The 25,160-nt window shown below is 39.2% G+C and carries 22 protein-coding genes and 1 pseudogene; 14 read left to right on the top strand and 9 right to left on the bottom strand.

Translation table 11 applies throughout. The features are described from left to right. Positions 1-259 precede the first annotated feature (259 nt). Positions 260-910 carry a hypothetical protein gene (locus AB7E63_RS09360; protein WP_428419325.1) on the top strand — a complete coding sequence of 217 codons (651 nt, stop codon included), beginning with the start codon at positions 260-262 and terminating at the stop codon, positions 908-910. 552 nt (positions 911-1,462) lie between these two features. Further along, positions 1,463-1,774, top strand: coding sequence for a hypothetical protein (locus tag AB7E63_RS09355; RefSeq protein WP_428419323.1), 312 nt, complete (start codon positions 1,463-1,465; stop codon positions 1,772-1,774). 101 nt (positions 1,775-1,875) lie between these two features. On the opposite strand, the gene AB7E63_RS09350 is transcribed toward AB7E63_RS09355, so the two are convergent. From AB7E63_RS09350 to AB7E63_RS09335, 4 genes and pseudogenes are all read right to left on the bottom strand, one after another. Further along, the gene (locus AB7E63_RS09350; protein WP_006340407.1) at positions 1,876-3,633 is read right to left on the bottom strand and encodes a M3 family oligoendopeptidase; all 1,758 of its coding nucleotides are present in this window, start codon (positions 3,631-3,633) and stop codon (positions 1,876-1,878) included. Positions 3,634-3,738: 105 nt separating this feature from the next. Further along, on the bottom strand, positions 3,739-3,888 hold the full coding sequence (locus AB7E63_RS09345; protein WP_348638802.1) for a helix-turn-helix domain-containing protein: 150 nt from the start codon (positions 3,886-3,888) through the stop codon (positions 3,739-3,741). Between the two features lie 84 nt (positions 3,889-3,972). Further along, positions 3,973-5,133, bottom strand: a pseudogene (locus AB7E63_RS09340) (sigma-54-dependent transcriptional regulator); the annotation flags it as partial. A gap of 29 nt (positions 5,134-5,162) precedes the next feature. Continuing rightward, positions 5,163-6,458, bottom strand: a complete 1,296-nt coding sequence (locus AB7E63_RS09335; protein WP_006340409.1) for a two-component system sensor histidine kinase NtrB — start codon at positions 6,456-6,458, stop codon at positions 5,163-5,165. Positions 6,459-6,724: 266 nt separating this feature from the next. On the opposite strand from AB7E63_RS09335, the gene rpsD reads away from it, so the two are divergent. From rpsD to AB7E63_RS09320, 3 genes are all read left to right on the top strand, one after another. Next, the gene (gene rpsD, locus AB7E63_RS09330) at positions 6,725-7,345 is read left to right on the top strand and encodes a 30S ribosomal protein S4 (protein ID WP_036745944.1); all 621 of its coding nucleotides are present in this window, start codon (positions 6,725-6,727) and stop codon (positions 7,343-7,345) included. A gap of 161 nt (positions 7,346-7,506) precedes the next feature. Next, on the top strand, positions 7,507-9,120 hold the full coding sequence (locus tag AB7E63_RS09325; protein WP_006340412.1) for a hypothetical protein: 1,614 nt from the start codon (positions 7,507-7,509) through the stop codon (positions 9,118-9,120). 203 nt (positions 9,121-9,323) lie between these two features. Next, a complete protein-coding gene (locus tag AB7E63_RS09320; protein WP_050784546.1) occupies positions 9,324-9,704 on the top strand; it encodes a hypothetical protein in 381 nt (126 codons plus the stop codon). Between the two features lie 280 nt (positions 9,705-9,984). Here AB7E63_RS09320 and AB7E63_RS09315 read toward each other — a convergent pair whose 3' ends face one another. Together AB7E63_RS09315 and murJ are read right to left on the bottom strand one after the other, a co-directional pair. Beyond that, positions 9,985-11,058: an L-dopachrome tautomerase-related protein gene (locus tag AB7E63_RS09315; protein WP_036745937.1), complete on the bottom strand. Its 1,074-nt coding sequence runs from the start codon at positions 11,056-11,058 to the stop codon at positions 9,985-9,987. A gap of 110 nt (positions 11,059-11,168) precedes the next feature. Then, a complete protein-coding gene (gene murJ, locus AB7E63_RS09310; protein WP_006340416.1) occupies positions 11,169-12,806 on the bottom strand; it encodes a murein biosynthesis integral membrane protein MurJ in 1,638 nt (545 codons plus the stop codon). A 90-nt stretch (positions 12,807-12,896) separates the two neighbouring features. On the opposite strand from murJ, the gene AB7E63_RS09305 reads away from it, so the two are divergent. Further along, positions 12,897-13,754, top strand: coding sequence for a deoxyribonuclease IV (locus tag AB7E63_RS09305; protein ID WP_006340418.1), 858 nt, complete (start codon positions 12,897-12,899; stop codon positions 13,752-13,754). 39 nt (positions 13,755-13,793) lie between these two features. After that, positions 13,794-15,197 (top strand): asparagine--tRNA ligase, encoded by a 1,404-nt coding sequence (asnS, locus tag AB7E63_RS09300; RefSeq protein ID WP_013924786.1) that lies wholly within the window; start codon positions 13,794-13,796, stop codon positions 15,195-15,197. A gap of 41 nt (positions 15,198-15,238) precedes the next feature. Here asnS and lepB read toward each other — a convergent pair whose 3' ends face one another. Together lepB and AB7E63_RS09290 are read right to left on the bottom strand one after the other, a co-directional pair. Then, positions 15,239-17,083, bottom strand: coding sequence for a signal peptidase I (lepB, locus tag AB7E63_RS09295; RefSeq protein WP_006340420.1), 1,845 nt, complete (start codon positions 17,081-17,083; stop codon positions 15,239-15,241). A 387-nt stretch (positions 17,084-17,470) separates the two neighbouring features. After that, entirely contained in the window at positions 17,471-18,205 is a 735-nt protein-coding gene (locus AB7E63_RS09290; RefSeq protein ID WP_006340421.1) for a hypothetical protein, read from the bottom strand. A gap of 119 nt (positions 18,206-18,324) precedes the next feature. On the opposite strand from AB7E63_RS09290, the gene AB7E63_RS09285 reads away from it, so the two are divergent. From AB7E63_RS09285 to AB7E63_RS09255, 7 genes are all read left to right on the top strand, one after another. Beyond that, complete coding sequence (locus AB7E63_RS09285; RefSeq protein WP_013924787.1) at positions 18,325-19,464, top strand: glycerate kinase family protein; 1,140 nt, start codon at positions 18,325-18,327, stop codon at positions 19,462-19,464. A gap of 53 nt (positions 19,465-19,517) precedes the next feature. Beyond that, entirely contained in the window at positions 19,518-21,038 is a 1,521-nt protein-coding gene (locus AB7E63_RS09280; RefSeq protein WP_013924788.1) for a nicotinate phosphoribosyltransferase, read from the top strand. 1 nt (position 21,039) lies between these two features. Further along, a complete protein-coding gene (pncA, locus tag AB7E63_RS09275) occupies positions 21,040-21,672 on the top strand; it encodes a bifunctional nicotinamidase/pyrazinamidase (protein ID WP_006340424.1) in 633 nt (210 codons plus the stop codon). A 9-nt stretch (positions 21,673-21,681) separates the two neighbouring features. Then, entirely contained in the window at positions 21,682-22,038 is a 357-nt protein-coding gene (locus AB7E63_RS09270; RefSeq protein WP_006340425.1) for an arsenate reductase family protein, read from the top strand. A 6-nt stretch (positions 22,039-22,044) separates the two neighbouring features. Continuing rightward, complete coding sequence (locus tag AB7E63_RS09265; RefSeq protein ID WP_006340426.1) at positions 22,045-23,001, top strand: cation diffusion facilitator family transporter; 957 nt, start codon at positions 22,045-22,047, stop codon at positions 22,999-23,001. 211 nt (positions 23,002-23,212) lie between these two features. Further along, positions 23,213-23,341 (top strand): F-box-like domain-containing protein, encoded by a 129-nt coding sequence (locus AB7E63_RS09260; RefSeq protein ID WP_079891778.1) that lies wholly within the window; start codon positions 23,213-23,215, stop codon positions 23,339-23,341. A gap of 46 nt (positions 23,342-23,387) precedes the next feature. Further along, positions 23,388-23,531: a hypothetical protein gene (locus tag AB7E63_RS09255; protein ID WP_006340427.1), complete on the top strand. Its 144-nt coding sequence runs from the start codon at positions 23,388-23,390 to the stop codon at positions 23,529-23,531. A 26-nt stretch (positions 23,532-23,557) separates the two neighbouring features. Here the strand turns inward: AB7E63_RS09255 and AB7E63_RS09250 are convergent, their stop codons facing one another. Beyond that, positions 23,558-24,160: a chalcone isomerase family protein gene (locus AB7E63_RS09250; RefSeq protein ID WP_006340428.1), complete on the bottom strand. Its 603-nt coding sequence runs from the start codon at positions 24,158-24,160 to the stop codon at positions 23,558-23,560. Positions 24,161-25,160 lie beyond the last annotated feature (1,000 nt).

The following is a 25,160-nucleotide window of genomic DNA, read 5'->3' as shown; positions in this document are numbered from 1 at the left end:
TGGTGAAGCGTATGTTTTATGAGAAAAAATTGAACAAGAATAAAAATGACTTTGGCTGCTCCTTTTTCATACCAATTTAAATAGAAATTCTGACTACTTTGAGTCTGTTACATATCTGGATCAGGTCAGATTAAGAAAACGAAAGAGTTTTTGTAAAGATCAGCTAAGCATCCAAATTTTAAACATTCTCCGCCAAAGGTCTCACAGGAGAGACATACGAGGAAAGACCATTCCTCGACGGGACATGGGAGCCTAAAAAATGAATACATTGTATAGATACGAATTAAACTTTGACCGTACGATTGAATTTGTTAAAAAAAAATTAGGGATAAAAAATGCATTATCTTCAGAGTTACTTAATTTAGTCGATTTTAAGTCGGGTGTTTTTTTTACTTTATTGACATTAGGTTCTGACTTAGAAAGGCTTTATGAATTTAAAAGCGGCGTTATCCTCCCTCAAAATCCTATAATTGTTTCCGAGACTAATGGAAAAAAATCACGTCATCAAATAGTCCCCACAATAAAGGAAGAGTTAAGTGATTTTGTTTTTCATAAACTTATTTCCAATGAAAAATTTTCTTGTGTGTTTGATGAGGTTACAATGGACTATGATGATTCTTATTTAAACAAATTCTACGAAAAAAAAAGTATCTATTTGTACGAAAACGAAGTTATGTATGTAATCAGAGAACATAATAAAAACCACAAGTTTATATCAGATTGCATGCGGAGTTCATTTTCTTTTTGGCACTCTGTAGGAGTTTTAACAGAGGCTGATTGTTTCAAAAATGACAGCAATATTCTCTCGTTGGAAGATATCCAAGCCATCTGTAAAAAAACTAAAATGATGCTCATTAGTGCATATGATGGTGAAGCGTATGTTTTATGGGAAAAAATTGAACAAGAATAAAAATGACTTTGGCTGCTCCTTTTTCATACCAATTTAAATAGAAATTCTAACTAATTTGAGTCTGTTACATATCTGGATCAAGGATTAAGAAAGCGAAAGAATTTTGTAAAGATCAGCTAAGCATCCAAATTTTAAACATTCTCCACCAAAGGTCTCACTGGAAGGGCATACGAGGAAAGACTATTCCTCGACAGAACATGGGAGCCTAAAAAATGAAAACATTGTATAGACACGAATTAGATTTTGATCGTACGATTGAATTTGTTAAAAAAAAACTTAGATATAAAAAATGTATTATCTTCCGAGCTTCTTAATTTAGTCGATTTTAAGTCGGGTGTTTTTTTTACTTTATTGACATTAGGTTCCGACTTGGAAAGACTTTATGAATTTAAAAGCGGTATTATTCTTCCTCAAAATCCCATAATTGTCACCGAAATTGATGGGAAAAAATCGCGTCATTAAGAAATATCTACAATAAAGGAAGAGTTAAGTGATTTTGTTTTTCATAAGCTTATTTCCGATGAAAAACTTTCTTGTGTGTTTGATGATGTAATGAGCAGCCCCGACGACCCTCCTTTAAAAGAATTCTACGAAAAGAAAAGTATTTATCTGCATGAAGATGAAGTTATGTATGTAATCAGAGAGCATAATAAAAATCGCGAGTTTATATCAGATTGTATGTGGATTGCATTTTCTTTTTGGCACTCTGTGGGAGTTTTAACAGAGGCTGATTGTTTCAAAAATGATAACCATACCCTTTCGCTAGAAGATATCCAACACATCTGTAAAAAAACAAGGATGATTCTAATTGGCGCCTATGATGGTGAAGGTTATGTTTTATGGGAAAAAATGGAGCAAGAATAAAAATGATTGACCTGCTCCCAATCGATTAATCCAAATAAAAATAGAAGTTTGTGTAAAAAAAGACAGTCTGAATCAACATGTTATAGATTTCAGAACAGCTTCTAAAATTTTTTTTTGGCTGCCAGCGCAAATTGTCGGGCGTCGTTGATGGCAACATCGATGGCGCCTTGCCAGAAATCTGGGGCTGTTAAATCCACATCTAAGTGCTTTTTAGCAAGCTCCTCACAACTCATTCTCCCCGTATCTTGCAGCAGGCTGTGATAACGCTTGGCAAAGCCTTTAGGCGATGTTTGACCGAGAGCATAAATTCCCATGCTGAAAAGGTATCCGAAAGCATACGGAAAATTATAAAAGGGGAGTTCGGTAAGATAAAAATGTAGCTTTTCTGCCCAGAAGTAGGGATGGTATTCACTCAAAGATTGGCAAAAAGCTGTTTTTTGAGCGTTTTGCATCATCTCGCATAGTTCATCGGCAGAAAGAGTGGAGTGTTTTCTTTTTTCATACAATTCGGATTCAAACAAAAACCGACTGTGGATGTTCATGAAAAAAATGCTGCTTCTTTGCAATCTTTGATCAAGGAGAAAAATTTTCTCGTCAGATTTGGTCGCTTTTTTAAGTAGCGCATCAGATAAAATTTGTTCTGCAAATGTGGAAGCTGTTTCAGCAAGACTCATCGGATAGCTTTGGGCGAGATGCGGAAGGTCAAATACAGCTTGGCTGTGGTATGCATGCCCGAGTTCATGCGCTAAAGTCATGAGGTTATCCAACGAATCCGAATATGTCATGAAAATGCGACTTTGCTTTTGCAGTGGAAAAGGTGTGCAAAAGCCTCCAGGGCTTTTACCCGGGCGGTCTTCAGCTTCAATCCATTCTTGCTGTTTAGCTTGCTTTGCAAGGCGTCCCATGGATGGACTAAACGTTTGAAAATGTTCTTCAATCAGAGCAAACCCTTCCTGATAGGAAATATTTTTCTGCTGTTTACCTATTGGAGCTGCGATGTCGTGCCATGCCAGTTTTTTTTGTTTGAGAAGTTTGGCTTTGGCTTTGAAATAATCCAAAAAAGGGGTTTTATTCTCGGAGATCACTTGCCACATTGTCGAAAGGGTTTTTTCACTTGAACGATTTAAATCTAAAGCTTCTTTAAGAGAAGATTTCCATCCTCTTTTTTCATAAACTTTGGATCGAAAGCCCGAAATGTGGTTAAGAATTTGTGCTAAAGTATCTTTTTCTTTTTCCCATGCTTTTGTCCATTGTGTAAACACGTGGCTACGTGTTTTGTGATCGGGGTGCGTCAGTTGGTTATAGGCTTGTCCAACGGATAGCAATTGTTTTTTTCCCTCAATGGTGCAAGGAATACGCATTTTTCCTACATGTGTTTGATAAAGTTGGTACCAACCATGAAACCCATCGACTGCAAGATCGTGGATCAAAGCCTCCTGTTCAAGAGGCAGTTTTTCTAAAGCTCTTAATCTCCGTTCTTCCAAAACAAACTGGATGGGTTGAAGTTCTTGATGTTTTAAAAGATCTGAAAATTGTTTTTTTGATAATTTTGCCAATTGTTGATTAAGTGCATCATTCAGATTTTGGAAGCTCGCTGAGGCCACTTGAAGTCTTTCATTAAAGCGAATGGCTTCGTGGTCGTTGGTGTTTTGAGCAATCAGACAACCGGCATAAGATAAGGCATTGGAAAGATGTGCATCGACATCTTGTAAAGCTAAGATCGATTCTAAAAGATCCTTAGAAGAAAGAAGATCCCTGAGTTTTTGGATATTTTGCGCAAGATTTTCAGCGATTTTCGGAAGAGAATTCTTAGGGTACAGACTTTTTAAATTCCAGACGGGTTGTATTAATTTGGGCATGGCTCCTCCTTGCTTTGAATTTCAAATTCTGAGCATGGAGAAGAAGGAAGTCAATGAAAAAAAACTCCCTTAAACGGGAGCTTGGACTAATCGGGGTAACCCGCTCTATCTTTCATTTTTCATATTGTATTCATTCAGTTTATTGCGAAGCGTTCTCACACTTATCCCTAAAACTTCTGCCGTTTTTGTGCGATTATTATGCTGGGCTTGCAAAGTTTCAATAATAAGCCTTTTTTCGAGTTCTTGAAGAGTCATTCCAACGGGGAGAGATGTAAGGGTATTTTGTGAGAGAGTAGAAGCTGTTCTTAGGGGAAGATTCGGATGATTATTTTCGATGTAAAGGTGTTCTGGTGTGATTTCAGAATTGGTCGTCATGACAACAGCTCTTTCGACGATATTAGCTAATTCACGCACATTTCCTGGCCATGCATAGCCAACAAGCTTTTTAATGGATTCTTTAGAAAATGTTTTGGCTTGTTTGTGATTTTCCATACACATTTTCTCTAAAAAGTAGTGCGCCAGTGGAAGAATATCTTCTGGGCGATCTCGTAGGGGAGGGAGATAAATGGGCACAACGTTTAGGCGATAGTATAAGTCTTCCCGCAGAATTTTGTGGGCAATCGCGTCTTTCATGTCACGATTTGATGTTGAAATCAAGCGGACGTCCACCTTAATTGGTTTGCTTCCTCCGACTCTCTCAAATTCTTGCTCCTGAATAGCACGTAAAAGTTTTGCTTGTACGGCAAGGGGAATTTCTGTGATTTCATCTAAAAGAAGGGTGCCTTTGTGGGCTAGTTCAAATCTTCCGAGGCGTTTAAAATTAGCGCCTGTAAAAGCCCCTTTTTCGTGTCCAAAAAATTCCGATTCAATCAATGTTTCGGGAATTGCAGCACAGTTAACTTTAATAAAAGGGAACTGAGAACGCGCAGAATTCGCATGGATGGCTTGGGCTATGACTTCTTTACCTGTTCCGGATTCCCCATTGATAAAAACGCTGGCATTGCTTTGAGCTACTCTTGTGACATCTCTTAAAATTTGCTTCATGATAGGGCTTTCGCCGATGATTTGAAAATGATTGCGACTATCCCCGGTTGAGACTTGTTGGCGCAGGTACTGATTTTCTTGGACGAGGGATAGATGTTCTTTGGCTTTTTCAATGATTGCTTCAATGGTGTCAGGAGAAAACGGTTTAATGAGATAGTTAAAAGCTCCCAATTTCATGGCTTCCACAGCATTTTCAATGCTTCCGAATGCGGTGATGACGACGACTATTGTATTAGGAGATATTTCTTTGCATTTTCGGAGAATGTCAATACCTGTTAGATCGGGCATTTTCATATCCGTGATGACCATATCAAAAGGGGTATCTTTAATTAAGCTGAGTGCTTTTTTGCCACTTTCGGCAGTGACAACTTCAATGTTTTTCCGACGAAGCGTTTCAGCAAGAAAATTTCTGACGATCGATTCATCGTCAACGATCAATATCTTTTCCACGGACATAAGATATTCCTTAAATATGGGGTTCTTCCCTACTTATAAGCTTTTACGGGTAATTTTAAAGAAAATTCTGTTCCTTTTTGCACAATTGAATGAACTTCTATATCTCCACCGTGAATTTCGACTGCTTTATACACTTCTGCTAGGCCAAATCCATTTCCTTCTGGTCGGGTTGTAAAAAATGGAGAAAAAATCTTTTCGAGATTTTCGGAAGGAATACCTATTCCTGTATCTTTGACTTGAATAATGGCAAGTTCTTCTTGTTGAATGAGTTTTAATGTAAGGGTTCCATGATTGGGCATTGCCTGAACCGCGTTTACCATCAGATTAAGAATGGCGGAACGTAAAATCTGCATATCTGCGTGGATCCACAATTCCGGGAGGTCTGTTTCTAAGTTGATGTCAATGCGCTCTTTAACAGAAGGATCGACCAGCATATGTAGTCGAAGCTCTTCGAGAAGTTGTACAAGATCCATGGAGGCAAACTGAGGTTGCAGGGGTCTGGAGTAATTTAAAACTTGGGTGACCAAACGATTCAGATTATCGGTTCCTTGTACAATGTAGCCGGCCATTTTTTGCAGTTCAGGTTTATCAGATAAATCTCTTTCAAGCAGTGAAGCAAATCCCTTAATTCCACCCAGTGGATTGCGAATTTCATGGGCAACACTGGCAGCCATTTCCCCTAAAACTTTCATGCGGCTATTCCGTTTTGCGATGAGTTGTAAGCGTCTGATTTCGGTGACATCGCGGACTAAAATAATAATGCCCTGCATCGAGTCTTGTTCTGAATAACCAGGATTTTGTGTATCTTGCAGGATAAAGGTTGTGTGAATTTCGAGGTCGTATTGCTTACCGGAAGGAGAAACAAAATTGGTGTAGTGTGTTTCGGGCGAATGCTTTTTTTCTAAAGCTTCGCGAATCGCAAAGCCGAATAGACTGTCGTCAAAGTTTTTCCAAAATTGCTTAAATAGAACTAAATGAGGTTGGACTTCTAAAATTTGTTCAATGGCGGCATTATAAGTGGTGACATTTCCATTCAGATCAATAAAAAGAAGTCCTTGTGAAATGTTACAAAGAATGCTGATTAAGTAATGAGTCAAAGAGTCGAGTTCTCGAATTTTAGCAAGTAACTTTTGGTTGGTTCCGTGCAGTTCCTGCTGAAATGTTTGCATTTGTTCAAGCTGAACCTGGATTTTTTTTAAAAGAACGGTCTCGCTTGAATGGATTTCTTTGGAAGGCGGTGTCCCCGAAATCTTCTCTATTTCATGCAAAAGATTGGAAAGAACTGTCTGAGAATCATCCAGGATTTTTTTGCTTTTAGCTTGCATGCATATGCCCTAAATTTTAAGTCGAAATGGGGAAGGAATCGGTTGCTTTAGAAAATTTCAAGATATTATTTATATTTTTTTTGGGCAAGGTTTCCCAACCAAAATATGCAGAATCTCTAAACCAAAGGCTAGGTCGTTGATATTCCGTTGTTTTGAGTATGTAACTTTTTTGATTGCTGTTGCAAAAAAACGGGGTTGTGTGTGATAATGCAGCATCGCAATTAAATATTATTAAAGTCGCAGCTGGAAATCGTTTAGGAGAAAAAATGGCTCGTTATACAGGTAAAAAAAATCGGATCGCACGGCGATTTGGCGCCAATGTGTTTGGCCGCTTACGCAATCCGCTTCTACATAAACCCAACCCGCCCGGCATGCATGGCGCGCGACGTCGAAAAAAATCAGACTACGGGGTTCAGCTAGAAGAAAAACAAAAGCTCAAAGCTATTTATGGCATGTTGAGTGAAGGCCAATTGATCAATTATTACAAAAAAGCAGCAAGATTAGAAGCAAATACAGCACAAGTTTTGGCTCAAATGCTTGAATGCCGACTTGACATTGTGGTTCACCGTTTAAAATTTGGAAGCACAATTTTTGCAGCGCAGCAGCTTGTTTCTCATGGTCACATTCTTGTTGATGGGAAAAAAGTAGACCGTCGTTCTTTCCAAGTTCGACCAGGTATGGTTATTTCTGTTAGAGAAAAATCTCGCGGAATTAAAGCAATTCAAGAAGCTCAAGATAGCAGTATGCGTTCAGTTCCAGAGTATCTTTCTATTGATAAAGAGAATTTTTCTGGACAATTGCTTGAATATCCTAGCTATGAATTAATGCCATGGCCAATCCCCATTAATCTTCCTGAAATTTGTGACTTCTTAGCGCACTCTACCTAATCGTTCGCAGTCGCTAAAGTTCGAAAGTTTTGAAGCCCAGCTCGTAAGAGTTGGGCTTTTTTCATTTTAAGATAATTTCAGAAAATCTGTTTAATTTATAAAGTTGTTTAAAATTGTTATTTTCGATAAAATTATTATGATTTAATTTTAAAGGTTTAAAAATGAAAGTGATAAATGAATTAGAAAATTCAATCAAAAATAATAAGTCAACTGATTTTTTAAGCAATCTCTCTTGGAAAATAAGAACTTTTGGAGGAAGAAAGTTAGTGCATAAAGACCCTGACTTTACAGGGACTCTTTGTCTTAATAAGATCATAAAAAAATTCAGTTTAGGATCTAGCCAGCTAAATTCAACCGAGTTATCAGCAATCGTTAAAAAGATTGAGGAGCTGGATAAAGAAGGGAATTCTTTATTAGCTAAAAGCTCTTTTTTTAAGCGTGCAACGACGACAGTTAGGCGATTTTTTGGCAATTTCAATTCTAATCGAAGCACTAAATTAAATGACCTGAGATCTTTTAAGAACACATATGAAAAGCCAGTCCAAGCTAAAAAAGCTCCCAACCTTAGTGAAGTCGAAAAAGTTGATCAAAAAACACTTAAAGACTTGCAAGCATATTGTAAATCAGATCCGTTTATTCATGGAACTTCTTCCGTAATTTTTGCTCAGCTTCCTTACACGGATCAAAGATTAGTTTCTATTTGGGAGCTACTGCAAAAAAAGATGGCGCCCATAGGAGGTGAAATCATTTTAGGAGGATTAAATATTCCTATTGCTGATGGAGCAACGTGTTTTGGAAGATTGAATAGTAGTGGATATCCTCTCTCAAGAGTTACTGAAAGTTATTCGAGACAGCCGAATGCGGGTGATATTCAAAACGATCAGGAGGCTCAAAAAGCATTAGCCCTTAATTTTGCACATGCCTTAGAGGACTTTTATTTTACTCAAAGCCTTATTTTTGCAATCCGAGCAAAACAGCGAGGCATAACTTTAATTATCCCAGAAAAAGCAGATGTGGTTAAATCAGCTCTTCAGTCTATCAAATGCACTTTTATGAATTTTTATCTTTTTGCTTCTTTCATAGGTAAATTTGTTCAATTGGATCCATCTAGGCCTTATGACGATATACAACATGCTCATTTTCTTGAAAAATGTGAAGAATTTCTACGCTCGGATCAAATTGATTTAGCTCCTTATATGGATCTCGAGGTTTTGCCTGAAAACGATGAAGCCATTATAAAACTGAATCGGTTGCTAAATGAAAATGGATATCAATTATTGCATAAAAGAGCAGCTATTCGAAAGGGAGAAGCGTCCTTTCCGTTTTTTGAGAATAGTTTTTTTCATTCCTTTTACGGGATAGGTAATCTTTCCCATCTCTGGGGCTCTATTTTAATGTATCCAGATAAATTTTTGTCTACGATGGATGAAATACAAGAAAGATTAAATCCATTTTTAGAAAAGGCAAGGAAGCATTTTGATCTTTTAGAAGAGGTTTTATTTGGTAGTGAGGAATTGACTTTTACTGAAGAACAAAAGCAACATATCAATGATGCTTATCCAATCATTCTAATCTCAAATCAATCAGAAGCTTTTAAACCCGTCAAAACTGAATTTCGAGCAAAACAAGGTTTGCAACTGGGTAAAGAAATCAAATGGATTGCAACAGAAAGAAGTCGAATAAAAGATGTCAGAGCCTATCTTGAAAAATACCGGATTGAGGGAGTAAACGTGATTTCAATCGACACATTAAGACAATATACGAAAAACTGTTAAATAGTTGCTATCAATCGGATTGGAAGAATTTAAGCTCATCTCGTAAGAGTTGGGCTTTTTCCATTTTTGTAGGTTTGTGAAAATTTTTGAATCAATCAGAAAGTTAAACTTTCTCTTGAACTTCTTGTTTGATATATTGCGACTAGTTGTATACGACAACGCTTCTTAAACTGCTTGTGATTTTACTTAAAATGGGAACACGTATGAATATTAGAACGCATTTCGCATATGCAATTAAGGATGATCAAATCATTGATTTTTTAAACAATCTTTCTTGGCGGGTAGGTTTATTTGGAGGAAGAAGACTCGTACTTGATGTGGGTTTTAGGGGATCTCTTTGCATCAATGAAATGATAAAAAAACTCAATGTAGAACACAATCGATTGTGTACAGCAAAACTACCGGCAATCATTAAAAAGCTTGAAGAACTCGATAAGAAAGGGGATTTCTTATTGGCAAAAAGCTCTTTATTCAAACGAGCAGCAACTTCTGTTCGACGATTTTTTGGCAACTATGGATATAACCGTCAGGCTAACCTAGATAAACTGAGATCTTTTGAAAAAATGGATCAAAAAAACAGTTGAAGGCTTGCAGGTGCATTGTAAATCACGTTTTATAGGCTCCAGATATTAAATGTCTTTTGTCGACCTCGATTCAATGGAGAAAGCTGCGGATAGTTTGTCAAAAATTCATCCACAAGATGATAAATATGAAACTCTCATTCAAGAGAGGTCATGGAATGTGAGAGGTTTGTAAATTTGATTTAACAGTGTCAATGAAGTCTTCGTTAGCTCGGGCTGTTAAGGCAAAGAAAGTTAATGTCAGTTATAGAGAAGAACCGAAAATCTGTAAAACTTTGCGGGTTTACCTCACCTTAAGCTTAAATATTTTAAATGGGGGTTGGACTCTAGATACACCACCCTGGGATGTTGGCAATCGGTTAATTTGTGCTACAGGGATGTATAAATAACCATCATTTGCTAAATAAGGAGCATCAGGCCAAGCTAAGCGGCTATCTCTTACAAGAAACTTCATCTGTTTCTCGGGTGTGAGCATGCTGATGGCGGAGTGAGTCGCATCCGAAAAATAAAAATTTCCTTCATTATCACTCGTCATTCCCCCAATAGTTGGGATATCATAGTAAGTTTCTACCTTGCCGCTGAGATCAGAGTCTGCTAATGATTGATCCCTAAGATAGCGTGTTCGAATACGTCGCAAGGGCCCGGTCATTGTGGAAAAATAAAGCCATTGTCCATCTGGGCTTAACTCAATATCATCGACATGATTAATCACTATCTTACCGGATGAGTCGCGCATTTCTTTTCCTTCTGCTATCGGAATGCGATTTGGATCTGCCTTAGTTAAGGGACTGTTACCAAGCAATCGACGTGCTTTGCAAGTATCTAAATCCAGGACGATCAGAGCTCCCATTCCTGACTCACTGATGTAAGCGATTCGATCTTTAATTCTAATATCATTGAGATGGCTTCTTAAAGGGGCTATTTCGGATCCGAAAAAATAAATTCTGTGCACTTTATTAGTGTTCAGATCAATTTGAACAATTTTAGAAGCTCCTTCAATGACTTTTCCATCAAAAGCTCCAAAGTCCACTACCCACAAGAAGTTATCATCAAAAATTTGCACCGCATTTGTGTTTACAAAAGCCTTATCTACAGGTTTTCCTGGAATCCAATTATTCCATTCCCCACCAGGAAAAGGTTTGATCGAGCCATCAGAGAGCACTTCGGCGATCGACGGATTTTCTGTTTCATCTGGCATTCGATGAAAGGTGGCAAACATTCTGCCATTTTTTGAGATAGCTAATCCATTCCACATATGCGTTGGAGAGCTTGCGACTTCTATAAGTTCAGCCATCACACAGGATGCAAGGCATATCAAGATGACTGTTAAGGAGAAGGGGTTATGTTTTATCAACATGGATCGTCTCGCAATGTTAACTGTGCGGTTTTCGAGAAAGATTCTTCATGCAGACTATAATAGTTTTTTTTCAAAATCAATGTGTTTCTGTTGTTGAAGAACGATTTGAGTCAAAGCGATTGCAGAGGTAGCGGTTGTTCTTCTTGAGAAGGAGGTGTGTTAAAAAAGTTTTTAATTTCGCTGATTTTGAAGATCCAGCTAGCCAATCCCAAAAACAAAAAAAACAAAAGAGCTTCGCCAAAAAAACAGAAGCATTGCATCAAAAATTCACGGGGAAATTGGACGGGGACCTGAAATAGCAACGCTTGGAAAGAGGTATCGCCAATCAAAAAATGGGTTGTGGTCCAGGCTCCGAAAAAAGCTAAAAAAGAAACGGCTGTGATTTTGCTCAAGGGACGTAGAAGAGGAAAAAGAAACTCCTTCTTAGGCAACGCAATGAGAAGATAGAAGACATTAACCCAAGCACTTATGCTTGTCGCTAAAGCAACACTTGCTGCTCCCCACCCAAGCATTCCCACCAAAACTGTGTTTAAAAAGCCGTTTAATCCCATTGCAATCATCGAAGCAATCATTGGAATGCGGTAATTTTTTTGCGCATAAAAAACCGAGGCTAAGATTAAAACCAGCGCCATAGGCAGCAGTCCACACCCATAACCCCAAAGACATAAGGCTGTTTGATAGGTGGAGTGATCAGAAAATTGTCCTCTCCCGTAAATGAAGTTGATGCTGGGACCGGCCAATAGGAGAAGCGCAAACGAAAGAGGAATCATCAATGCAAATGCTTTTTCTAAAGAGAATCGCAAAAATTGTGCAAAGAGCTGAGGTTGGTTTTCTTTAATGGCACGTGTTAAGGGGGGCAGAAGGGCTCCCGAAAGGGAAATTCCGAAAAGAGCAAGGGGGAGTTGCTGAAGTCTGATGGCATACCATAGATAGGCTGGACCTTCTGCACTGGCATATCGTGCAAAAAGAACATCCATCGTATTGTTAATTTGGGAAGCCGCAACCCCTACAATGCCAAAAAGAAGAGGTTTTCCCAGGCGTGTTAAAATCGATAGGCTTGGGATAAGCTGTCCCCATGAAAAATGAAAAGACTCATCTTGAAATAACGAATAAATGGAAGGAAGAGTCATCAACCATTGGCAGGCGCATCCTAAAATCACGCTGAAAGAAAGCCAGACCATTGCATATTCTGGCAAAGAGCTTTGCAAAAGCAATGCACTGATAATGGAAATGACGTTGAAAATAATCGGAGAGATTCCTGGAATAAAAAAACGTTTTTCACAATTTAGAAAGGCCGAATTGAGTCCAAATAAACAAATAAAAAAGAGGCTGGGCATCATTAAAAATGTTAGCCAAACAATTTCTTGGTTTCCTAATGACAAAGAACCTAATGATAATGCGACTCCCAATCCTCCCATAATCAATAGGGTCAAAGTCATCAAAAACAGGGAAAGGCTACCCTTGAGGCCGAGGAAAAAGGTATAGGCATCTGTTGTAGATTGCGCGCGAGCATCTTCAAAGAGGGGAATAAAAGCTGCATGCAGAGCGCCTTCACCAAATAAACGGCGGCAAAGATGCGCAAAGCGAAAGGCAAGCAAAAATGCGGCAACAGCAGGACTTGTTCCAAAGGCAAACGTCATGGCGATATCGCGTCCCATGCCGGAAATACGACTTAACAGTGTGCCACTAAAAAAGTGTTTTGCAGACTTAAAAAGAGTGTGGGTGGAATCTGTTTTTTTGTTGTTCATGCCGACCATCTTAAAAAGAAAAAATCCCGATTGTCAACAAGAGTTTCTCTTTGATAAGATAACGGGTCATTATAATGAAAGGATCGGTTGATGAGAACAGAAAAATTATTGCTTGGAGCACACACGTCTGCTGCAGGTGGCGCCCAAAACGCTCTATTAGAAGGCAAACGGATTGGAGCAACAACAATTCAGCTTTTCACGAGCAATCAAAAAAGATGGCAGGGAAAAGTTTTAGGGGACGAGGAGATTAAAGCCTGGGAAAAAGCTTTAGATGAGACTGGTTTAGAACAAATCATGAGCCACGACAGCTATCTGATTAACTTAGGATCTTCTAATCCAGAACTTTTAGAGAAAAGCAGAAAAGCTTTTAGAGAAGAAGCGACACGTTGTCATCAACTCGGCATTTCCTATTTAAATTTCCATCCAGGGGCGGCAGTCGAAGCGACCGAGCAACAATGTTTAGATCGCATTTGTGAAAGTTTGCTTGGAATGCAAGATCTGCTTGAAAACCGCAAGACGCGTTTGCTTTTAGAAGCTACAGCAGGTCAAGGATCGGCAGTAGGTTGGCGCTTTGAGCACCTTGCTTACATTATCGATAAAGTTCAACACAAGCTTCCGATCGGGGTGTGTATTGATACTTGCCATATTTTTGCAGCAGGATATGATATTCGAACATCTGCAGCTTGGGATGCAACGCTTGAAGAATTTAACCGCGTTGTTGGCTTAAAGCATCTTTATGCTTTTCATGTAAACGATTCGGCAAAAGGATTAGGCACACGTGTCGACCGACACCAACCTTTAGGAAAAGGGTTAATTGGAATCGAATCTTTTCAATTTTTAATGACAGATTTGAGAACGAAACATCTTCCAAAATATCTGGAAACTCCGGGTGGGCCAGAATTGTGGGAAGTTGAGATTCAAATGCTACAGGATTTTACGAAGAAATAGTCTTCGCTCCACTAAAATTATAGAAAAAGGCACATAAACATGCGTATGAAAATCAAACAACTGAAAAACCCTCCAGCGGATAGACCTTCCCCTGTCGGAAGTGACGTCACCATTAAAGGCTGGGTGCGGACAGTTCGCAATCAAAAAACCTTTACTTTCATCGAAATTAACGACGGATCCACACTATCCAATTTTCAAGTCGTTGCAAATCCAGATCTCCCCAACTACGAAAGAACGATGCAAGAGTTAAGTACTGGGGTTTCTGTTGCAATTCAAGGGACTGTTGTGGAAAGTCCAGGTAAAAATCAATCGTTAGAACTGGTGGCTAAAGAGGTCAAGATTATCGGCCCTTGCGATCCAGAGACCTATCCTCTTCAGAAAAAACGTCATTCCTACGAGTTTTTGCGCACTATTGCGCATTTGCGTCCTCGTACAAATACCTTGGGTGCTGTGGCGCGTATTCGGAATGCCCTTTCTTTTGCAACGCACCTATTCTTTCAGAAAAAAGGGTTTCTCTATATTCACACTCCAATTATTACCTCTTCCGATTGCGAAGGTGCAGGGAAGATGTTTCGTGTAAGTACATTGGATCCTGACGCTTTGCCTAGAACAAAAGAGGGGAAAGTAGATTATTCTAAGGATTTCTTTGAAAAGCCAACTTATCTCACTGTCTCAGGTCAGTTGGAAGGAGAAATTTATGCGAGCGCATTATCTGATATCTATACTTTTGGACCAACTTTCAGGGCAGAAAACTCCAACACCTCTCGACACTTGGCAGAATTTTGGATGATCGAGCCTGAAATGGCTTTTGCTGATATTAATGATGATATGGATTGTGCTGAAGAATATCTCAAATATACGGTTAAGTATGTCTTAGAGCATTGTGAAGAAGATATTGATTTCTTCAATCAATACGTTTCACCTGGATTGCGTGAACGACTTGAACATATTGTCAATACACCATTCGAGCGGGCATCTTATAGCTATGCCGTTCGCATTTTGGAAAAAGCCAATAAGCCTTTTGAATATCCAGTCAAATGGGGATCAGATCTACAGTCTGAGCATGAAAGATTTTTAGCGGAAGAATATTTTTCTAAGCCGGTGATCATTACCGATTATCCAAAAGAAATTAAATCATTTTACATGCGTTTGAATGATGATGAGAAGACGGTTGCGGCCATGGACGTGCTTGTTCCGCGGATTGGAGAAATTATCGGCGGAAGCCAGCGGGAAGATCGATTAGATTACTTAAAGCAACGTTTAATCGAAAACAATCTAAAAGAAGAAGACTACTGGTGGTATTTAGATTTAAGAAAATACGGATCCGTTCCGCATGCAGGATTTGGTCTGGGTTTTGAGCGTCTAGTACAATTTGTAACAGGCATTGAAAACATTCGCGATGCGATTCCTTTCCCACGTTTCCCTGGAAAAGCGGAATTCTAATCAAGAGCATGCCCGGCCTCATGACCGGGCATGCCTTTTCTTTAAGGCAATTTATGGAAAATGGGTCTTTTAATTGACCAGCGATGGTAAGCATACCAAGCACCTAAAATTGCAAGAGCAAGTCCCCAAATAATAGAGCCCGGAAAGTTCACAAATGGATAAGGTTTTTGTGGAGGCGGGCCCCAACGGTCACCTGTTGGCCATATAATGAGCCAAGGAGCTCCTTGGATATTATCTTCTGGAATAAAGCCAAACACACGGCTATCGGCGCTCATGGCATGATTATCACCTAAACCTAGGTAAGATTTAGCCGGGAGTGTCACACCAAAGGTGCGAATAAAATCTACATCAACTTTTCCATCTTTTAAAGGTGGACCGTGGTCTTTAAAGGCAACATAGGGTAGCCTTTCACTGGATGTTTCTTCGCGATGTTTTTCTCTTTCATTAAATTTTTGAAGGATCGGATCATCCTTCTTAAAAAGCGGGGCTCCCATAACATACAAATCTCCATTACGGAAGTAAGCATACCGATTGGGAAAATCAGGCTGATTTTTAGATAGTGGGCCATAATTTGTCGCCATTTCAATTCCTAGATTGAACAGCTTTTGAATATTGGCTGAACTTCTGTCGTAAAGGGGGGAATTTTCCGGTAATGGCGATGTAATGCCTCCAAATCCAACTTGAAGTCCTTTCCCGTAATAAAATTCGTAGGTACCATCTGGAATACCTGAAAAAGATGGGCTTACAGGTGTATTATGGGGCTGTCCCAAACGTCTTCCACGTCCGTCTTTGACGATAAAGCGTGCCGTGTAAAGATTTTCCATCAACGTATTCAGATGCTGTTCATCTAAAGGGATGAGGGTCGTTTGAACGTTTAACAAAAGATGCACGGGGGTTTGAGGCGAAAATTGCCTTGCTGGTGGCGGTGTTAAGGAAGGCGTGTGTCTGAGTTCAAGATAGAGAATACCTTCACCGATGTCATTAGGATCAATTGTCGTCAGTTTTTTAACCTCATCTTTGGTTAGAAGACGAGCTTTTGCAAAGTTACGAATCCCAAAAAAGTCGCTGTAGGTTTCGAGTTGATGGTGTTCTTGCTTTTGTGCTAAGGGCTGATCTTTAATCCATTCTTTTCCATTAAAGATGTCCCCTCGGATGGCGCCTGTACTAGAGAGTGAAATACGGCCGAGAGGTTGATTCATGAGAGAAAACACTATCTGGTTTGGAGCCGCAACTTTTACTTCTCCCTCTAAACGTAGAAAGGGAATGTGCTCCAAGTGTTCCATCCAAGGGGCATTCAGAAGGTCTTCATCAAGCTTGCCATTTTGGTCGACAAGATAAATTTTGCCGCCATAAAAGTACAGCGAGTCACCGGGTTTTCCAATCATTCGTTTGATATAGCGTTTTTTATAGGGAAAAATGCCAAAATAAGTCGTCTCAGTGTCTGTGATGGGCATATTATCGGGTGCAAAAATAAAGATGCTAGAGCGTTGCACAAGTTGTGGATCAAAAAGAAAATGAGCGGACTGTAAGGGGACGTTAATTCCAAAGGCTGTTTTTGAGACAGTGACGTGATCCTGTTCTTTAAAAGTGGGGCGCATGGATCCGGTGGGAATTTCAAATGGCTCAAACCAAACTTGTCGAATAAGCGTAGCTGCAAGTAGAGCAAATACCAAAGCTAGTACAAATTCGGTTCCGTAATTCAGCCAATTTTTTTTAAAATGAGAATCACAAAAGTTTTCAAGTTTACGCGCATAGAGGTCGGCTTCTTGACGATCTCGATTAAGTAAAGCTTGGTCGAGTTTTTGGAGATCACTCTCAAATTGTGTAAATTGATTAAGGGGAAGGGTTTTACCTTTACTCTTATACCAGGCATAAGCTTGTTTCATGATATGCCGGGATTTGTGTAATGAAAATGTTGAGTTGAAAAAATGCATACGGTCGTACCGGGTTGATTGTGATAAGTGCTCAAGTATAACTTTTATAAAACCATTTTGCAATCAGATTGCAGGGGTTAAATAGTTCGCCTTTTGTTCGTTAAAATTGCTAAAAAATTGTAAATAAGGGGAGTTTTTTGTGGGAAGTTTGTAAGTGGATTGATGATGAAAATAAAAATATGCGATTTAGCTTCAGTTAAATTGCAGGAATTTTTTTAGAAATAAGGTTTTGATGTAAACTTAAGTATTTAATACTCAGCTTCTTGTATTGTGTGAATCCAAAACAAAAATGACAGGCTTTAAATAAATAAGACCTGTCATCTAAATGTTGATAACTTTTTAGAGGGCTGCTTCAAGTTGAAAAAGAGAGGGTTTAGGGGAACGCAATCCCTTTCCAGAATCAACGACACGCAATTTTGCTTGCCCCATCATCCCACTAATTTCGAGCCAGTATGGAAAATAAGAAGGATAGGGAGTATTTTCTGAAGGCACGTAGACTTCGATGGTTTTTCCAGAGAGAATGCTTCCATCTTTTGGCCAGTGTGTGCGCCAAGCATCAAAAGATACACCTGTAATCACGTTTCCATCCACTATTAATCGAGGTTCCCAAATGCGTCGTGGACCCGGGGTTCCTATCGCATAACCCCCAATTTTTTTGCGCTCATGTGTGGAAACTAAGTTTAAATGCAAATTCAGGAGCGTTCCTAAAAAATTTTCTGTTGGTGTGGGATCGCACCAGCGATTTTTCGTGAAAGAAAAGCACCTATCAATAGCACCATTCATCAAATTGACTGAATACATTGTCCATGAAGTGTGGCCAGGAGCACCCTCTTGTACCCAAGCACGCCATGAATCCATGCTTTTTGTTTTACTAGCAGGAAGGGAAATTTCTTCAATCGTTAAATACTGCCCTTCTTTACTGTAAATGTGTAAAAGGGAACAGGTTTTGTTTTGCATAGTGACAATAAAATCACCTGCCTCAGCATTTTTAAGATTATCTCTCAAGTAAATGCCTGCCTCGGTATAAGAAAAAATGACGCATAGAAGAGCTAAAAAATAGACAAAACGGGACATTGTTTTTTCCTTAAATAGATAGATTAGAATCCTAACTTTAACAGGTTGTTTAGTTCTTGAGAAAATAATTATGCAGTTTGTTATGGCTATAGAAAATGGATTGTAAAGGGGAGATCTACATGCGTTGCCTAATTGTGCCTCAAGCTTTTAAAGGAACGGCCTCCGCCATGCAAGTGGCGGCGGCAATCCAAGATGGTCTTTTGCGAGCGTTTCCAACGATAGAAAGTCATCTTTTCCCGATTGCGGATGGAGGAGACGGGACACTGGACGCACTTCTATTTGCCCTTGGAGGAAGTGAAAGAACAAGTGTGGTAACTGGAACTTTTGGTGCGCAACAAGAAGTGGTATGGGGTATTGCGGAAGAAGGCCGGGTGGCAATCATCGAGATGGCAAAGGTGTGTGGGCTCGCTAATCTGCCTTTTGAACAGCGAAATCCCATGAATGCGACAACCTTCGGAGTGGGCGAGCTCATTCTTGAAGCTCTAGATCGCGGGATTCGAAAATTTATTGTAGGGATTGGGGGTAGTGCCACACAGGATTGTGGTATGGGAGCTCTTCAGGCATTAGGTGTTTTATTTAAAGACCAAAAGGGGCAATCACTTCCTTTTGGTGGGGGTGCTCTCACTTCTCTAGCTGATCTAGATCTCTCCCATTTGGACTCTCGTCTTAAAAAGGCCTCTTTTATTTTGTTATGTGATGTCTCCACTCCATTTTCAAAATCGGCTAATATGTATGCGGCTCAAAAAGGAGCGACCTCTTGGCAAATAGAGGAATTAAATCGAGGCTTTTTGCATTTTGCAAATATTGTGGAAAAAAAGTTTGATCGTTCAGTTTTAGAGCTCCCCTGTGGAGGGGCGGGAGGCGGTATCGGCATGGCTTTGCATACTTTTTTGAATGGAAAGATGATTCTTGGAACAGATTATATTTTAGATCTTTCTGCATTTGATGAGGCGCTTTATAAAAGCGATTGTGTGATCATTGGGGAAGGAAAATTCGATGAACAAACTTTAGAAAACAAAGGACCGTGGCGCGTTTTGCAGCGTGCCAAAGCAAAAGGGATTCCTGTCTTTGCCATTGTAGGTCAAATACAACAAGGATTCAATCCTCCTTATGCGGAAGGTCTAACGGCCATTTTACCCCTTCATAGTCAAGAGATAATAAATACAGATCGTCTTTCTGATACCTGGTCACATATTGCTTTTGCCGCCGAACAATTGATGCGCATTTATTTGCCAAAGAATTTTAGGGGGGGCCATTAAAAAGGTTTTCTTTTTCCAGCAAACGCGTTATAAATGTCGAGAGGTTTTTCCCTATGAAAACAGATACATCTTCCCTACATATTTATAATCAGTCGATGTCTTTGCTAACAGATCTTTACCAACTCACGATGGGGTATGGGTATTGGAAGGCTGGGCTTGATAAGAAAGAAGCGGTTTTTCACCTTTTTTTTCGTCGACCTCCTTTTCAAGGTGGATTTACAGTTGCTGCTGGACTTGAATATGTCATTGATTACTTAACAAATTTTCGATTTGACCCCTCTGATTTGCAATATCTCGCGTCTCTGAAAAATCCAGATGATGGTCCATTGTTTGAAGAGGAATTTTTTGACTACTTAGCAGATCTCCGGTTTACCTGTTCTTTAGATGCTGTTCCTGAAGGCACGGTTGTTTTTCCTTATGAGCCTTTACTGCGTGTACAAGGCCCTTTGATTATGTGTCAATTGCTAGAGACCCCCTTGTTGAATTTAATTAATTTTTCGACGCTGATTGCAACGAAAGCTGCTCGCATATGCATTGCTGCCAATGGTGAGCCTGTTTTAGAATTTGGCATGCGTCGTGCGCAAGGTGTAGATGGAGCTTTGACAGCAAGTCGTGCTGCCTATATTGGGGGATGTGAGTCAACTTCTAACTTGCTAGCAGGAAAATTATTCGGAATACCAGTTAAAGGAACGCATTCTCATAGCTGGGTGATGGCTTTTGAAGATGAATTAGAAGCTTTTCAAACGTATGCAAAAAGCTTGCCGGGGAATTGCGTATTTTTAGTTGATACTTATGATTCTTTGGAAGGTGTTAAGAATGCGATTGAAGTGGGCAAATGGTTAAAAACGCAAGGAAAAAAACTTTTAGGCGTACGTTTGGATTCCGGAGATTTAGCCTATCTAAGTATCTTAAGTCGTAAATTATTGGATGATGCTGGGTTCACTGAAACAAAGATCTTTGCAAGTAACGAACTGGACGAAACACTGATTTCCGAGTTAAAACGTCAGGGAGCCCAAATCAGTGTATGGGGAGTAGGCACAAATCTTGTCACAGCTAAAGATCAACCCGCACTAGATGGCGTCTATAAACTGTCAGCCATTCGCGATCCAGGGAAAGACTGGCATTACAAGTTAAAACTTTCTGAACAGATGATGAAGATTTCAAATCCCGGTATTTTGCAAGTACGACGTTACAAAACCGAGAAGGAAAATATTGCGGATGCAATCTATGATATTCATTCCGATATGAGACAAGAGTGTCATTTAGTCGATCCTTTTGATTCAACACGTCAAAGGGTCTTAAGTTCTAATCTTCAAAGTGAAGATCTATTAATTCCTGTTTTTAAAGAAGGTCAAAGGGTATACAATTCCCCTTCACTTGACGAGATTCGTAATCGCACACAAGAACAATTGTTGCAGTTTCCTGTTGGGGTTAAGCGTTTTCTTAATCCTCATCAGTATGTGGTTGGGATGGAAAAATCATTGTACGATAAAAAAGTCCGTCTCATCCAAACGATTCGTTCAGAAATGTTTCGTGATTTTTTAATTTCTCCTGAAGGAAACAACCGCAACTAGAATGGGCACTGTGAACGCTTTACTTATCGTTGATATTCAAAATGACTTTTTGCCAGGGGGCGCATTACCCGTTAAAGACGGTGATCAAATTATCCCTGTTATTAATCAGCTCATAGAGCTGCCTTTTAGCACTATTGTGGCTACAAAAGATTGGCATCCACACGATCATCTAAGCTTTGCCGTTCATCATAATAAGTCTGTCGGTGAGCATGTTAAACTTTTAGACATCGATCAAATTCTTTGGCCGGTCCATTGTGTGCAAGGAACGACAGGTGCATGCTTTCCTGACAATTTAGCCTCTCATCGATTTATCCGCATTTTTTATAAAGGAACCGATAAGTCTATCGATAGCTACAGCGCTTTTTTTGATAATGGGTATTTTAAAAGTACAGGTCTGGAAGCTTACCTCAAAGAACGAGGCGTTCAAAATGTTTATGTCGCGGGATTGACCACCGATTACTGTGTTAAATATTCTGCACTTGATGCCGAAAATCTAGGTTTTCAAGTTTACGTGGTGACGGATGCCTGTAAAGCGGTGAATCTGTCTCCAGGGGATGAAGAGGCGGCTCTTCAGGCAATGAAAGACGCAGGCGTTCGACTCATCAAATTTTCCGAAATCAATTTATCTGAATAGAGAGAGCATATGGCCTTAAAAGTTTACTCTTATCAAAAATGTTCAACATGCCAAAAAGCGCAGAAATTTTTGGATCATGCTCAAATCGCTTATCAAGTGTTGCCCATTAAAGAGCAGCCACCTTCTGTAGAAGAGCTTAAAACGGCTTTAGATTATGTACAGGGTGATCTAAAAAAACTCCTGAATACTTCCGGTGAAGAGTATCGCAAACTCAATTTAAAAGAACGCCTTTCAGAAATGACTCAGGAAGAGATTTTTAAAATGATGTCTCAAAATGGAATGTTAGTTAAGCGACCTTTTGTTTTAGGAAAAGATTTTGTTTTGCTGGGCTTTAAAGAAGAAGCCTGGAAAGCTAAGCTCTTGTAGGTCGTCATGTCATGTTTTCCTGATCCCATTATGCTTCCAGATTCTGTGTTCCAATCGAGGGCACATCGCAATCGAGAGCTTTTACGAGCTGCGAAATGGGGAATTTTAATCCGCTTCGGTATTATTTTATTTGAAGTTTTTGGATTTATCCTTTTTGGAAGTGCGGCTTTGATGATGGATGCCCTCTCCAGTCTTGTGGATGTTGCAGCCACGTTATTTCTTGTGTTCTTTATCAGGTTAGCCGATAAACCACCAGATCGTAACCATCCTTTCGGCCATGGTCGTTATGAACCTTTGGCTGGCTTACAACTGGGAACTTCCATGATTTTGATTGGGGGCGGGATGTTAGTACGCGAAATTTCGCAGCTCGCTCAACCCATTACAGTTGAATATGACATGAATCGTTGGGCATGGATATTTCCTTTTTTGGCAGTTGTTCTTTTAGAGATTTCTTATCGTTTTGTGATGCGCATTGCAAAAAAAGAAAATAGCCCCGCGCTAGCTGCCGACGCAGTACATTACCGTATTGATAGCATTACGAGCCTTATTGCGACGATTGCCTTAATTATCGCAGCATACTTTCCTAATTGGGCGTGGATCATCGATAAATTGGGGGCTGTCATGATTGCGGGATTCATGGTGGTGATCGGACTTTTTGCTGCACGCAACAACATGCATCAGTTGTTAGATCGAATCCCAAGTCCCGATTTTTTCAAACGTGTCCGTTCATCCGCTTTAAAAGTGAATGGTGTGATGGATACAGAAAAAATTCGGATTCAGTTGTACGGACCGGATGCTCAGGTGCATATTGATGTAGAGGTGGATCCCCAGCTTTCTGTTGAAGAGGCCCATAAGATTAGCCAAGAAGTACGTGCTGAAATTCAACGTGATTGGCCCGCAGTCAGAGACGTCATTGTGCACATCGAACCATTCTATCCCAACGATCATCCCGTTTTAATTTAATGGATACTCATATTTTGTCATTATTTTGTGCTTTCCGTACGACTGTTTCCTAAAAATCCGTTCATGCCAATTACCCATGAACGAAACAGTACCGATATTGATGAGAAAGCGTTTGGGATCCGATGAATCATTGTATTAGAAGTCTTGCAACCAAATTAGTATCGACATATTTTCAAGAAAAGCCGAATTTTGTTGATTCCCTACCCCAGAAATTGTTCTCAATATCTTTTCTTGTTTAAATGGCAGGCAGCTTTCAAGTTGTATGTTGGTAAATAAAAATTGGAAAGTGCTAGCAGCGGTTAATTGCGAATGTAAACAAGAGAACGAACGTTCACTATGAAGCTCCTAATTTTTTAGAAGTCTCTATTTGTATTCTTATGAAATATATGCGCTCAAAAGATCGAATGTTTTCTGTGACTTTTACATGTTGTCGAGATGAAGTCCAAGATGTTGGTGGATGTACATCTGAGGGACTTCACATCGACGAATTTATATTAGGTGCAGGTACAGCGGCCTTGCGAAAGAAATGAAAATATCTTACTAAAGTTGGTCGGATTTAATCCAAGAGGTTTTTCACGAGCTTATTTCGACTCACGATGCTTTTCGAATCAAACCAAATGCGCCATAAACCTTTTGCAAAAACGGGATGTGCGATTTTTCCTTTATTCTCTCCATTAATTTCCAAGGTAATCATATTTCCGGGAAACCAGCGCAGAACATGTTCGTCCCCTTTTTTAGTTCCATCTGTATATAGGGATATGTATTCCTTAATTAAAGGCTCAATACTTTTGTATTCTTCATCTGTCAAGGTTTTATGAAATCCTGCAAAAAAAGCTTCTTGAACAGTTTTTAAATCGGCTTCATACACCCATTTAATCGTGAATTGTTTGATTTGACCGTCTTTTAACATTTCATCAAAAACAGCAGCTCGCTTCATTTTAACAGGATTATGTAAATAGTAACCGATTGCATAAATGTTAATGAAAAATTTAGATCTTACGGCTGTTCCTGCTAAGTTCAGGGTAATGTCAGAGTTGTTGTCTTCAAAATGAACTTCAGAAGGGAAACACAAGCGAGTGGAAGGTTCAATGACATCAGTTGCTACGACTGAAAGAGTAAAACTGAGAGCGCCTAGAATTAGCAGTAGTGTTTTTTGCATGGAAGATCTCCTAAAAATGATTATGTTTTGTGTAGCATAGAAGGAAAATGAAAGCAAGAGGCTCTCATACTCAAAGAAAGTAAACTAAAAGGGAGCATATCTTAAGATTTGATTACTCGTTGCTTTATGATTTTTTTATAGTCGGTTTGGTTCGATTAAATAAAAACATAGTTATTTTGACCGATTGGTGAAGTCCCCAGTTTCTAAGCGATGTAATAGTAAAAGGACTTTTAATAGAAAATTAACTTTGCTCTTATTAAAGAAAATTTCAGTTAGATACTCCTTTCTTTGGGTATCTCCTGCAGACTTTTTGTAATCGTTCTTAAGGGTTCACTTTTACCTATGCGTATTATTGTGGGAGACGTTTTTTTTTGATTGTCGTGTCTAAGATGGTTGTTGATAGTACTTTAGAATTGTATCGGGAAAGCTTGCCATACTGGCCATGAGGCATGTTGATGTAATTTTCTATAAAAAATTCACGTATTGTCTTATTCATGAATCAAAGCAAAAGTGGCAATTGAAAGTCTTAGAGCGGACAATCAATAGCAAGTTTCAACTAACAAAAGCAGGTTTCGACCGAAGATTGGCCAAATGAGGTCAAGTCGATCAATTACAAGTCATGCATTTTTATTGCGTTCGTCTTACTAGGGTGTTGAACGAGTTTGCATTGGTTTGTTTGATTTCAGGCAACGCAATTTAACGAAAATAATGAGTCGCAATTCACAGACTTTAAATGAATTACGTAAAAAAATACGGATTCAGAAAAATAGGCGTTGCGCTAAATAATCCGTTTCTTGTATGTTTATTACTTCCTTCGAACGAATGTTAACAAAACATAACGAAGCGAATAACACGCTAAAGAGTGAATAATCTGTTTTTTGACAGTGAAGAAAAGACAATGTGCAAGCAAATAAATTATAGAGCTTGTGTGAGGAAAGTTAGCGAAAGCTAATGACCCACATATTATAGAATTGAGTAATACTCAAATTTTCAAAGTTTT

Source organism: Parachlamydia sp., from assembly GCF_050255895.1.
GTDB lineage: Bacteria > Chlamydiota > Chlamydiia > Chlamydiales > Parachlamydiaceae > Parachlamydia > Parachlamydia acanthamoebae.
Note: the sequence above shows the minus strand (reverse complement) of the source record. Positions and strands in the feature narration are given on the sequence as shown.